We start from the raw sequence: 12,407 nt of genomic DNA on the forward strand, positions 1-12,407 counted from the left end.
ACTATGTCTCGTGTTCCCACGCTTTCCAGTCCGTTCCTTCTGGGCTTCGACGAGATCGAGCGCGTGCTCGACCGCGTCGTCAAAGGCGCCGACGGCTACCCTCCCTACAATATCGAGAGGTGCGACCGATCGGACGGCCAGCCCGAGCGGCTGCGGATCACGCTGGCGGTCGCCGGATTCACCCGCGACCAACTCGATGTAACCATTGAGGAAAACCAGCTCGTGATTCGCGGGCGTCAGCAGGACGACAAGACCCGGCAATACATCCATCGCGGCATCGCCGCGCGCCACTTCCAGCGCACCTTCGTGCTGGCGGAGGGGATGCTCGTGCTGGGAGCGGATCTGAAGAACGGGCTGCTGTCGGTCGATCTTGCCCGGCCTGAACCGGAGAGGATCGTTAAGACAATCGCTATCAATGAGCACGAATAATGGAACGAGTAGCGGACTCGACCGCTTAGTTTCTGTGAAGGAGTCGAGACCATGAGTGAAGGTCACGTTGCGTTCGAATACGAAGCCAAGAACGTCTCGCCCGAGACGCTGGCAGCCCTCGGCGAGGGCCATATCGCCTATGTGAAGCAGATCCGCTCCGAGGATGTGCCGGGCCTGTTTCCCGAGGCACCGAAAATTGCGCCGGGCCTCAAGCTCTTCGCGCTCCACGCTGCCGACGGCACGCCGATCATGCTGACCGACAGCCGCGAAGCCGCGGTCGCCAACGCCTGGAGCAACGAGCTGCAAGCGGTGAGCGTGCACTGAGCACGCGCGCACAGCTGACGAATTCAAATGCGCGGGCATGCCTCAGGGCGGCCCGCGTATTTTTTTGCGCCCCCTCACGGTGAGGGCATTTGCTAGATGCGGTAATGGGCCCGGCTCCGAGCAAGGGGTCATGATGGTGGCTGTCCCCCGATAGATGATGAAACGGGGTCACGATTTGAGTCGGCCCCAAGCATCTGGAGACGGAGGACAGCCGTGGACAATTATGCCGGAATCGACGTGTCATTGGAACTGTCGAGCGTGTGTGTTGTGGACGCCCAGGGTAAGATCCTGAGGGAAGCAAAGGTCGCAAGCGAGCCCGGCGCCTTAGTTGAGCTTTTTGAGGCGCTCGGCTTTGCAGTGAAGCGGATCGGGCTGGAGGCTGGGCCGCTGTCGCAATGGCTGCATGCGGGCCTGAGAGGTGCAGGATTCGAAACAGTTCTGCTGGAAACGCGGCACGTGAAGGCCGCGTTGTCTGCAATGACGGTTAAGACGGATCGGAAGGATGCCCGCGGGATCGCCCAGTTGATCCGGATGGGGTGGTATCGATCGGTACACGTAAAGTCGGTTGACGCGCAAGAGATCCGGGCACTCCTGATCGCACGCAAACAGCTTCTCGGGCGGCTCATCGATGTAGAACTAAGTATCCGAGGGATTTTGCGCGGCTTCGGTCTGAAGGTTGGTCCGGTGACGCGAAGGAATTTCGAAGCGCGGATTCGAGAGCTGGTTGCGGGCCAGGCGACATTGGAGCGCATTGCCGATGCGATGCTTTCGGCGCGATCGACCCTGAAGGCAGAATACGGAAGGCTACACAAGGCTGTGCTGGCAGCTGTGCGTGACGATGCGGTCTGTCGCCGGCTGATGACAGTGCCAGGCGTTGGTCCCCTAGTGGCTATTACCTACAAATCGGCGATTGATGATCCTAAGCGCATTGCAAAGTCAAAGGCAGCAGGCGCGCTGTTCGGGCTCACACCAAAGAAATATCAATCGGGAGAAAAGGACGTCACGGGCGGAATCACGCTGGCCGGCGATGAGACGGTGCGGACGGTCTTGTATGAAGCCGCCAACGTTCTGCTATCGCGTATCACACGGTTCTCGAAACTCAAGCGCTGGGGGATGGACGTCGCCAAACGGCGAGGCTCGAAGCGCGCAAAAGTCGCCCTGGCACGTAAGCTCGCAGTGATCTTGCATCGGATCTGGGTCGACGGCACAACTTACCGATGGGCTGAAGCGGGGCCGATAGCGGCATAGAACAGGCGGAGGAAATTAAGAACGCAACCGGGCTGAACTGAAGCCCAATGCCCGAAGTCCCGTCGCCGGGACGGTGGATCCGGTGAAGCCGTTACACGCCCAGTGGCCGTCGTCTGACGAACCACGCGTATCTAGATAGGCTCACCGCTCCCTCTGACAGCATGATGTGGCGGCCAGGCGTCGACCACGGACAGAAGCATGAGCTCGGCGGCGTGACGTTCACTCGGGAGGCTTGACATCATCGGGCCCATTACAGAAGGGCGTGTATTCATGAAGCCGTCGCCTCAGCTCCTGATATGCAGTCCTGCTTCATCCCCGAAACCAGACAAAGAAACCCCGCCGCGGCACGTCGGCTAAGGGCCAACAGGCGACATGCTATCCGCGCGGCCCCCAAAGAATAACGGCAGCGCCTAGTAGGCATATTGTAGCGCCAGACACGCCCCAGCGATCCGGCAGTACATTCTCCACGACCCAGAGCCAAAGCAAGCGATGCGACGATGTAGAGCTACTCGGGCAACCCCGCCTTCCGAAGACCCTCGAGGCACAGCTTCGTGTTCGATTGCCCGCCGCGAGCTAGCAACCCGGATATTGTAAAGGCGGGATCGAACTCAAGCAGACGCGCCGCCGCTTCACGGGCCTCCGCATCACGTCCGAGCTGGGCGAAAGCGGACGCGAGACAACGGTATGCCGCCGCATAGGAGTGGTTCTGACGTCGGGCTTTCTTCCCTGCGACGATTGCTTCGTCAAAGCGACGAAGCTCAATAAGGGCCATCCCCATCCCGACAAAGGTTAGGTGCAGTTGCGGGTCTACCGGGCTCACGCGAATGGCACGTTCAAAACTCCGGATCGCTTCCTCCAGCACTCCCGCAACTCTATAGACATGGCCTCTGCAGTTCCACGCATGAAACGAATTTGGGTTGAGCGCGACCGCTCGGTCCGCCGTTTCAATCTCGCTTTCACTATCGCCGATCATGAACGCCGAGGTTAGGCAAGCCCATGCTACCGTGTCTGGATCACTTTCGTCGATATTCAATGCCAATCGAGAAAGCCGAACCGCTTCCGTGCGCTCGAATTGAGGATCGATTGCATAGCCCCAAACGACGTTTAGCGCGTGACAGGCACCTGCCAGAGCAGCGGCAAAGCCGAACCCAGGGTCTAGCTCCAAAGAGCGATGAGCCAGCCCGATCGCCTCGGCCAACCCTTCGCGGGTCGCTAGATAGAATTGCGGCAAAGCACGGAGAAAAAAATCATATGCGGTGGCGTTCTCTGGTCGCCGCCGCGTCGCCATTGTAATTTCTGTTTGAAGTAATTTTGGCTGAATGGCCGAGATAACGGCGACCGCCACTTCGTCCTGGAGGACGAAAACGTCTGTTAGATCGTGCTCGAACCTGTCCGCCCATATATGCGCGCCAGAAATTGCATCTATCAACTGCCCCATGATGCGGACTTTTCCCGACGCCTTGCGCACAGATCCCTCAAGGACATAGCGCACGCCGAGCTTATGTCCGACCTCCTTGACATCGACGGCTTTGCCCTTGAACGTAAAGCTCGAGTTGCGAGCGATTACGAACAGCCATTTAAACCGCGAAAGCGCCGTTGTGATCTCCTCAACCATTCCATCCGCGAAGTATTCCTGTTCGGCATCGCCGCTCATATTCTCGAACGGCAGTACGGCGATGGAAGGCCTGTCGGGGAGTGGAGGGGCCGCGATTGTCCCTTCGCTTCGCGCGCTATACGATCCTGCGCGTACCGCGTAAGTGCGGACCGGCTTGGTGATGTTCTTGAGCTGCTGTTCGCCGCGATCCTCGAAGTCAAGGTCCAGCTTGCCTTCGACTTCGCTGTACACCTTCTCGGAGATCAGGATGCCGCCCGGATCGGCGGCCCCCTCCAGCCGGACCGCAATGTTGATCCCGTCCCCAAATAGATCGCCGTCAGGCCCGACGATAACCTCCCCAAGATTGAGCCCAATGCGTAGCTTAAGAGAGTTTCGGCCTGACGCGATGCTTTCTTGTATCTCCAACGCGCACCGCACCGCAGCCGATGGACTTGCGAACTCGGCCAACGCACCGTCACCCGTTGTCTTGATCAGTCGCCCCTCGTGGCGGAAGAGACCAGGTTCGATAGATTCTCGCTTGAGCCACTCGAACGCGGCGTAGGTGGCTTCCTCAGCGCGTTGCATCAACGCTGAGTAGCCGACCACGTCGGCAGCCAGGATTACCGCTAATCGCCTTTGAACCCGCTGCTCGGTCACAGGCCCTCCGAACGATCATACTAACCACGCCGCTGGGACAACGAGGAGCGCAGCCGTTGTCAAAGTGCCGTGAGCGGTAATTGCAGGAGAGCCCAAATTGTGGCAAGCGGCATTTTGCGTGGCACGTCGGCAAAAGGCGTGCTTCGACTCGGGAGGTCCGAGTTGGGTCAAAAGCAGCGGTGGACGCCAAGTTGGATCGGCGTCCGGTTTGCCCCTGACAGCCGACATGACACGCGCTCAATTGACCTTCGGCTAAGGGCCAACAAGAGACTCATGCACCGTAGCCTAAAGCGCGATGAGATCGGGATGAATCATCATCGCGCTTTAGGTTTTCGTTTGAGCATGATCTTTTCGGAAAACCACTGCACACTTTTCCGGATCACGTTCTAAGGCACGATTGCAGTTCACGGGGAATGCGTTTCAAACATAGCCGGCAGCGGGATGGCGGACGCGAAGACCCCATCGGGATCGAAGCGACGCTTGAGGGCGCGGAGCCGCGCAGCGTTGTCGCCATAAGCGGCCGCTGCTTGTTCGCGGTCATTCGGCCCCAACACGTTGGCGTAGCCACCCGGCAGAGCAAATGGGGCGAGACTTTTCCAGAGGTCCTGCGCCCATTGCCTGTGCGCCGCGCCGTTGCTCCTATCGAACTCCCAACCGGCGAGGATCTCCAACATGAAATGTTCTTGGCGCACGCCGAAAGCGGTCGCGTCCGCTGGAATGCGCGTGGCCGCGCCGTGGAAATGGTGAAAGATAACCGCCGAGCGGGGCGACGTCTTGCGGGAGATCGCCTTGATGATCGCATCGATCGGGCCGGGCAAAAGCGCGGGCAGTGAGCGGGTCCGCATCTCCCAATGCAAGCCGGCCGTTTCTGCCACCCAAGCGTCCGTCGGAGCGAGCATTTCGGGGTAAGTCATCGGCCCACACTGTGCGAACTGCGGCTTGCCGAGTGCTTGCAACATGTGATCTATCGCGCACTCACCTTGCAGCTTGTCACCGTTCCACAGCGGCGTGAATATGATTGCAGGCTGGCCATCTGGCCCGGATGTCATCATCGCTTCCACAGTGAGTTCGTCGGGCATCTGCGCTGCAATTGCAGCGTAACGGGGCAGCACTGCCTCCGCTTCGCTCCAGGGATACACGACCATCCCCCCGAGCATGTGGCGCGCTTCATGCAACTTGATCCGCATGGAGGTGACGACGCCGAAGTTGCCGCCGCCGCCGCGTATGGCCCAGAACAAGTCGGGCTCCTCATCGGGACCGGTCGTCACGCATCGCCCATCCGCGAGCACCACCTCGGCCCCAAGGAGATTGTCCGCCGCCAGGCCATATTGACCGTTGAGAGGGCCATAGCCGCCCCCCAGGGTCAGGCCGGTGAAGCCAACCGTACCGCAGTTACCCAGCGCTGCAACCAGGCCATGGGCAGCCGCGGCGGCAGCCACGTCCCTGGCCTGGGCTCCAGCCGAGACTGTTGCTGTCCGTGAGCGCCGGTCTACGATGACTTGTCTCGTCTTGCTGAAGTCGACGACGAGTCCATCAGGGCATAAGGCGCGTCCCGCCCAGTCATGTCCGCCGCCACGCACCGATAAGGAGATCTTGTGCTGACATGCACTCCGCAACGCCGCCTGCACGTCCGCGGACGTCTCACACACTGCAAACAACGCAGGCTGGGTCTCGACTGCTCCGTTCCATATCCGCCGCGTGCGCGCATAGTCATCGTCGCCGCGTGACACGACCCGTCCCTGCATTATAGCGCGTAGTTCACGCACTGCGGCTGAATCCGAACTGGTCGATTTCCTCGTGACGCCCATCAATCCCTCCACTTGTGATTTCGAACGTCGAAAGCCTGCGCAACCGCCATCAAGGACCTGACGCGGCCTGCAAGCTCCGGTTTACGCACCGCCGGCGGCGAAGCGCGGAGCTTGCAAGGTGAACGAGACGCGCTATGGAAGAGTTTCAGGGATGGCACATTGCGTTACATCCGTAGCGCGGCGGCTCACGGCAACGAGCGCACACCGGAAGGCTGGCGGCGCGTATTGGCTTTTCGGCGGGGACAACGAGTTGATCGCTTGGGTGGCTCCCGGCATGTCGCTTATGGGTCATTTGCAGACATTCCCGAACTAGCGGCCCACGTCCGGTTCGCCCGTCGTAGCGGGCATAGCGTCCCCCGGGCAGGATTTGAAACCCAGCAGCGAGATTTAGCGCCTGCGTTAAGTCGACGGGGTTGAGTCGGCACTTCGAAAGCGGACGTTATGTCAATGAGTACAATGCTCAATCGCCTGAACGACCTGCCAGCCGCGCGCGGATGTCCGGCTTCAGCACCTTGCCGACCTTGGAGCGCGGCAGATCGTCCCAGACTTCGATCTGCTTCGGTGTCTTGACGCTGCCGATCCGTTGCTTGACGAAGGCCGCCAGCGCCGTCGCATCGACGCTTTGGCCGGCGCGGGGCTGCACCACGGCGACGATCCGCTCACCCCATTTCTCGTCCGCCAACCCGATCACGGCGCAATCCTGCACCGCCTCATGCGCCCGCAGCGCGTTCTCGACCTCGATCGAGTAGACGTTGAACCCGCCGGTGATGATCATGTCCTTGGCGCGATCGACGATATAGAGGTAGCCGTCGTCGTCGATGTAGCCGATGTCGCCAGTGTGGTGCCAGCCATGCGCGGAGGCTTCCGCCGTAGCCTCGGGATTTTTGTAATAGCCCTCCATCACCAGCGAACCGCGGACCACGATCTCGCCGCGGGCGCCGGTCGGCAGCAAATTGCCGTCGCCATCCATGATGCCGGCCTGCACCAGCGGGCTGATCCGCCCGGCCGAGGCGAGACGCTCCATCGCGATCGTGCCGTCGGCATTGTAATGCTCACTAGGTGCCATCATCGAGATCATCATCGGCGCTTCGGTCTGACCGAACAACTGCGCCATCGGCCCGATACGCTGGAGCGCCTCCGCAAGCCGCGCGGCCGAGATCGGCGCCGCGCCGTACCAAAAACATTGCAGAGACCCGAGCCTCGCGGAGTCGAGCTTCGGATGATCGAGCAGCATGTAGATCACGGTCGGCGGCAGGAAGGTGTGCGTGACGCGATAGCGCTCGATCAGATCGAGAAATTCTGCGATGTCGGGGTGATGCATGATCACGATGCGGCCGCCGAGCGCCATGATCGGGAAACACAGCACGCCGGCCGCGTGGGTCAGCGGCGCGAGCGCGAGATAGATCGGGCGGCCCTTGAAGGGATAGCCCATCAGCGTCAGTGCCGTCATCGCCTCGATGTTGCGGCCCGACAGCATGACGCCCTTCGGCTTGCCGGTGGTGCCGCCGGTACCCGGGATCATCGCGAGATCGTCGATCGTCTCGCGCTGGTAGGGATCGTCGGCGAGGCCGGCGAGCCAGCTGTCGAACGAGGGCGCGAAGGGCAGCTCGGCATCGAGGCAGACGACGGCGCGCAGCTTTGGCAGCTCTGCACGCACCGCCTCGACCATCGGCGCGAAGCTTGAATGAAACAACAGCAGGCTGCAGTCGAATTGCTCGAGGATGAGCCGATTTTCGGCCGCCTCGTTACGCGGATTGATCGGGCACCAGACCGAGCCGGCGCGGGAAATGCCGAACACGCAGGCAAACGCGACCGGATCGTTGCCGGAAAGGATTGCGACCTTCTCGCCGGCAGCAATCCCCGATCGCGCGAGCCCGCGCGCGACGCGATAGCTCAGCAACTGCACGTCGCGATAGCTGAGGTCGCGTCCATCCATGGTGAGGCACGGCGCGTCGGCGCCGAGCGAGGCACCTTTGTCCAGGTAATCGATGAAGCGCATGATCAACACCCGAAGCGGTAGCGGGTGACGCGGAGGTCCGCGCCACCCGCGATTTACTTAATCGTGCACGGTCAGAACCGGCTTGCTGACGAGCCCGAAGCTGCGCAACTGCCCGAGCAGCTCGTGATGGCCGAACGCCTGGCAGCCGGAGGCGAACCCCACGCGCTTCGGCGGCTGCTGCAGCAGGTGCGCCGCCGCATAGGCCTGCAGCAAGCCGGTCTGCTTGTAGTTGCTGTTGCCGTAGATGATGCAGTGCGCGCGCCCCAACGGGCCGGAGGCATGTACCGAATCCATCGACTTGTTGACGCGCGGGTTCTCGCGCGGCGGCATGGTGTTCATCACACCGGCGGCGGTCTGCGCCAATGCGGCGTAGCGGTCGTCGGGATTCATATCCTTGGTCGCCTCCAGCGCGGCCGCGACGATCTGTGGCACGCCCAGCATCAGCGCGCGATTGAACACGCCGCCCAGCACCTTCACGTTGGCCACGCGCGGATCGCGCTTGAACCACACCGGGTGCGAGGTGCCTCCCCAGGGCAACGCCAGCGCCAGCTCGTGCTGACCGGGGATGGCGAGGTTGTAGAGGCCGGCATCGGGCTGATGCTCGACGTACTTGTTCTGCTCCAGGTAGTAGGCCTTGGCCATCGCGGCGTTGACCAGGATGGTCTGCGTCGATGCGATGGTCGGGCTGCCACCCCAGAACACGGCAATGTCCAGCGTGTCGAGGCCGGGCGTCTCCAGGCACAGCTGGGCTGCGATCTCGCCGGTGGTGTACATCTGCGCGATGCCTGGCGCCAACAGCAGCCCGGCATTGGCGAACTTCGTGCCCCACTCCTGCTCGAGCGTGATCAGCCAGTCCTGCTCACCGGTGGTGTCGGTGTAATGACACTTGGAAGCGAGGCAAGCCTGCACCACTTCGCCGCCGAACTTGGCGAAGGGACCCACGGTGTTGAGCACCACCGAGGCGCCCTTGAACAATTCAGTCAGCGCAGCCACAGTGTGCGGCACCTTAACCACCTCGTAGTCGGCGGTCTCGATGCCCGCTACATTCGACTTCATCGCGGCGTTGAGCTTCTCATTGCTGCGGCCGGCGGCGATGAAGGGGATGTTGTATTCGCGCAAATATTCACAGACCAGCCGGCCCGTATAGCCGGAAGCGCCATAGACGATGACGGGCTTCTTCTCGCTCATTGCGTTCCTCCGAAATGCTTGTTGTCGGCTTTGTCGTTACATGCCCATGCCGCCATCGACCGGCAGTCCGATGCCGGTGATGAAGCGCGCCTCGTTCGAGCACAGGAACACCGCGGCATCGCCGATGTCCGTGACCTCGGCGAGACGGCCGAGCGGGGTCTGCTCCACCACCGAGCCGACTGCGGCGTTGACGTCAGCCGCGAGCCCGACCTTGACGATGTCGTTGGCGAGCTGCATGCCCATGTCGGTCGGGATCAGGCCCGGATAGATGCAGTTTACGCGCACGCCGAAACCGAGCTTGCCGGCTTCCATCGCTCCGACCCGCGTCATGCGGTCAACCGCGGATTTGGTGCCCGAATAGACCGCGATGCTCGGGAAGGCGATCGTTGCCGCAACCGAGGCGATGTTGACGACGGCGCCGCCCTTGCCGGCCGGCCCGCCCGGGCGCATGGCACGGAAGGCGTGCTTCATGCCGAGCACGGTGCCAACGATATTGACGTCGCACATCCGCCGCGCGTCCTCGGCCTTGACCTCGGAGATCAGCGACGTGATCTCGATGCCGGCATTGTTGATCAGAATGTCGTAGCCGCCGAGGGTTGCGACGGTCTTGGCAACCGCCCGCTCCCATTGAGCGTCGTCGGTGACGTCGAGCTGGACGAAGCCCGTGGCGACGTCTTCCTTCGCGATGGCGGCTGCGCTGGCGCGGCCGGTCTCTTCCAGGATGTCGGCGATCATGATCGAGGCGCCGGCTCGCGCCAACGCTTGCGCGATGGCCGCGCCGATTCCTCTAGCACCGCCGGTGACCAGGGCTTTCCTGCCTGCAAGGCTCTTCCCACTCATGACGCACTCCTCCGTTGCTGGTGATCGATTCGTGCTGCGCCAATCGGCGCGCACCAGGTCAATGGGCGCAGGCCTTTCGGCGGCACCCAGCGAAGCGTTCCTCCATGGTCGGACGTCTTGACGACTGTCCAAATTCTTGGTGCGAACCTCCGCCAATATCTTGACACTTGTCAAGAACGAATTTGACAGTTGTCAAAGGAAGTGGTTGTGAGGGGATGGAGCATTCCGCGGTCGACGCGGTATAAGTCCTTGAAAGAACGGGACTGAGGAAGGGACGAGATGGCGCGGCAGGTGACGGGAGCGGCCCGGCGTGTGGCTGATGCGGCCGAGGTGCTGCGCGACGAGAAGTTCAACGCGCGGCGCGTCGAGCTTGCCGAGGCCGCGCTCGAAACGCTTGGAGAGCTCGGCTTCGCACGCACCAGCCTGCGCGAAATCGCGCAGAACTCGGCGTTCACGCACGGCGTGTTCCACTATTATTTCAGCGACAAGCTCGACCTGATCTGCTGCTGCGTCCGCCACTACAAGGCGAAGTGCGTGACGCGATATGACGATGTCGTCGCGACAGCAACGAGCCGCGACGAATTGACGGAGGGTTTCCTCGCCAAACTCGCAGCAACGCTGCAGAACGAAGCCCGTATGCACCGCCTTTGGTACGACCTGCGCTCGCAGGCGATGTTCGAGGCGGCGTTTCGCAAGGATGTACTCGAGATCGACAAGAGCCTGGAAGCGATGATCTGGCGCGTCGCCTCCCGCTATGCCGAGCTCGGCGGCAAGCGGCCGGCATCGTCGCCCGCCGCGCTCTATGCGCTGTTCGACGGTCTATTCCAAAGTGCGCTGCTTAAGCATCTCGCGGGTGACAAGACGGCGATTCCCGAACTGCTCGACGAAGTCCGGCGCCTGCTGCCGACGGTCTGCTGACGCGCACGAGCGGCGCCGGCGAAGGTTCTGCAGCGCACCGCTGAAGAAGCTGCGCTGCGTCCGGGGCACGAGAGCGGAGATGCGCGCTCTTTCGAGATGCATCACTTCAAAAAGCCGAGTCCTTCGCGCGCCGTGTCCACGGCCCATTGGTCGCCCGGCGGCAGCGCGAGCACGCTTTTGAAATCCGCGCGCGCCTTCGTGGCGTCGGACAGTTTCATGTAGAGGATGCCGCGATTGACGAGCGCGATCTGATTGCCGGGATCGAGCCGGATCGCCTCGTTGTAGTCGGCGAGCGCGCGGGCGTGCTCTCCGAGGTCGCGCAGCGTGCTGGCGCGATTGCTGTAGGCCATCGAATTTCCCGGCTGCAGCCGGATGCCCTCGTCGAAATCGGCAATGGCGCGACGATCATCGCCCTTCCTGCGCCAGGCGGCCGCACGAACGAAGTAGGCTTTCTCGAAGGAAGGCATGATCCTGGTAACGTCATCAAGCTCGCGGATGGCGCTGTCGGCGTCGTCCTTTTTCAGGAGAACGATGGCCCGGCAATAATGGCCGCCAGCACTCCCGGGCTCCAGACGGACGGCGGTGTTGCAGTCGTCGAGAGCCTCGTCGATCTCGCCCTTGTTGACATGGACGGTGCTTCGCAGCTCGTAAGGCCATGCGGCGGCGGGATTGCGCCGCATCGCCTCGTTGTAATCGGCGACGGCGTGATCGGAGTCGCGCTTCGCCGCATACGCTTCCCCTCTCATGACAAGAGCAAAGTAGGCTTGCTTGGGATTGCGTTCGATGGCCTCGGTAAGCGCGCCGATCGCCAGATCGAAGTCACGCTGGTTGAAATGTTCGAGGGCACGGGAGCTGTAAGACGGACCGTAGCCGGGATCGAGGCGAATGGCCTCGTTGTAATCGGCCAAAGCGCGATCCCGTTCGCCCTTCGCCGAATAGGCGCGGCCGCGACAGTTGTAAGCCCGCCCGAAATTCGGATCGATCCGTATCGCGGCGCTGCAGTCCTCGAAGGCGCGATCCTTGTCCCGCTTCATGTACCAGGCTTCGCCACGCAGCTCGTAAGCAACCGCATTTGTCGGATCAGCCGCGATGATCTCGGTCATTTCGGCGATGACGCGGTCGTTGGACGTATCGTCGGCATGAACGGCAACCGTCACGGCAATGGTGACAGAGCAAAGCAGACCGAAAATCCGGCCGATCGAACCGCAATTCATGGCTCAAAAAACCCTGCATCGAAGCCGCGCCGGGTCGCGCAACCGGGCGACGATCGAATCCGGCGGAGAAACATCACAGCGCCCGGCTGCGAAAATAAGTCGCAGACGGCGGGGCTTCGGTTCGAACGAGTGAGGGCCGCCTCTGCGGTCTCACCAGGCGTCGCATGTGGGTGTAAATGCCGTCACGA

Annotated in this window: 11 protein-coding genes; 4 read left to right on the plus strand and 7 right to left on the minus strand. The window is 62.0% G+C overall.

Annotation, left to right across the window (positions count from 1 at the left end; genetic code table 11):
- The first annotated feature begins 3 nt into the window (after positions 1 to 3).
- The 3 genes from ACKWRH_RS00545 (at position 4) to ACKWRH_RS00555 (ending at position 2,001) form a co-directional block, all read left to right on the plus strand.
- On the plus strand, positions 4 to 429 hold the full coding sequence (locus tag ACKWRH_RS00545; protein ID WP_014438749.1) for an Hsp20 family protein: 426 nt from the start codon (positions 4 to 6) through the stop codon (positions 427 to 429).
- Between the two features lie 51 nt (positions 430 to 480).
- Complete coding sequence (locus ACKWRH_RS00550; protein WP_038954450.1) at positions 481 to 753, plus strand: DUF1150 family protein; 273 nt, start codon at positions 481 to 483, stop codon at positions 751 to 753.
- Positions 754 to 966: 213 nt separating this feature from the next.
- On the plus strand, positions 967 to 2,001 hold the full coding sequence (locus ACKWRH_RS00555; protein WP_445216185.1) for an IS110 family transposase: 1,035 nt from the start codon (positions 967 to 969) through the stop codon (positions 1,999 to 2,001).
- Between the two features lie 375 nt (positions 2,002 to 2,376).
- On the opposite strand, the gene ACKWRH_RS00560 is transcribed toward ACKWRH_RS00555, so the two are convergent.
- The 6 genes from ACKWRH_RS00560 to ACKWRH_RS00585 form a co-directional block, all read right to left on the minus strand.
- Positions 2,377 to 2,469 carry a hypothetical protein gene (locus tag ACKWRH_RS00560; RefSeq protein WP_445218893.1) on the minus strand — a complete coding sequence of 31 codons (93 nt, stop codon included), beginning with the start codon at positions 2,467 to 2,469 and terminating at the stop codon, positions 2,377 to 2,379.
- 37 nt (positions 2,470 to 2,506) lie between these two features.
- Positions 2,507 to 4,252 carry an adenylate/guanylate cyclase domain-containing protein gene (locus tag ACKWRH_RS00565; RefSeq protein ID WP_445218894.1) on the minus strand — a complete coding sequence of 582 codons (1,746 nt, stop codon included), beginning with the start codon at positions 4,250 to 4,252 and terminating at the stop codon, positions 2,507 to 2,509.
- Between the two features lie 404 nt (positions 4,253 to 4,656).
- Entirely contained in the window at positions 4,657 to 6,060 is a 1,404-nt protein-coding gene (locus tag ACKWRH_RS00570) for an FAD-binding oxidoreductase (protein ID WP_445222596.1), read from the minus strand.
- A 460-nt stretch (positions 6,061 to 6,520) separates the two neighbouring features.
- Positions 6,521 to 8,059 (minus strand): AMP-binding protein, encoded by a 1,539-nt coding sequence (locus tag ACKWRH_RS00575; protein WP_445218895.1) that lies wholly within the window; start codon positions 8,057 to 8,059, stop codon positions 6,521 to 6,523.
- 57 nt (positions 8,060 to 8,116) lie between these two features.
- Complete coding sequence (locus tag ACKWRH_RS00580) at positions 8,117 to 9,247, minus strand: DUF5938 domain-containing protein (protein ID WP_247344225.1); 1,131 nt, start codon at positions 9,245 to 9,247, stop codon at positions 8,117 to 8,119.
- A 36-nt stretch (positions 9,248 to 9,283) separates the two neighbouring features.
- The gene (locus ACKWRH_RS00585) at positions 9,284 to 10,087 is read right to left on the minus strand and encodes an SDR family NAD(P)-dependent oxidoreductase (protein WP_445218896.1); all 804 of its coding nucleotides are present in this window, start codon (positions 10,085 to 10,087) and stop codon (positions 9,284 to 9,286) included.
- Between the two features lie 279 nt (positions 10,088 to 10,366).
- Here ACKWRH_RS00585 and ACKWRH_RS00590 point away from each other — a divergent pair, with 279 nt between their 5' ends.
- Positions 10,367 to 11,005 (plus strand): TetR/AcrR family transcriptional regulator, encoded by a 639-nt coding sequence (locus ACKWRH_RS00590; RefSeq protein ID WP_445218897.1) that lies wholly within the window; start codon positions 10,367 to 10,369, stop codon positions 11,003 to 11,005.
- Between the two features lie 101 nt (positions 11,006 to 11,106).
- Here the strand turns inward: ACKWRH_RS00590 and ACKWRH_RS00595 are convergent, their stop codons facing one another.
- Positions 11,107 to 12,219: a tetratricopeptide repeat protein gene (locus tag ACKWRH_RS00595; RefSeq protein ID WP_445218898.1), complete on the minus strand. Its 1,113-nt coding sequence runs from the start codon at positions 12,217 to 12,219 to the stop codon at positions 11,107 to 11,109.
- Positions 12,220 to 12,407: the final 188 nt, after the last annotated feature.

Source organism: Bradyrhizobium sp. Pa8, assembly GCF_052588265.1.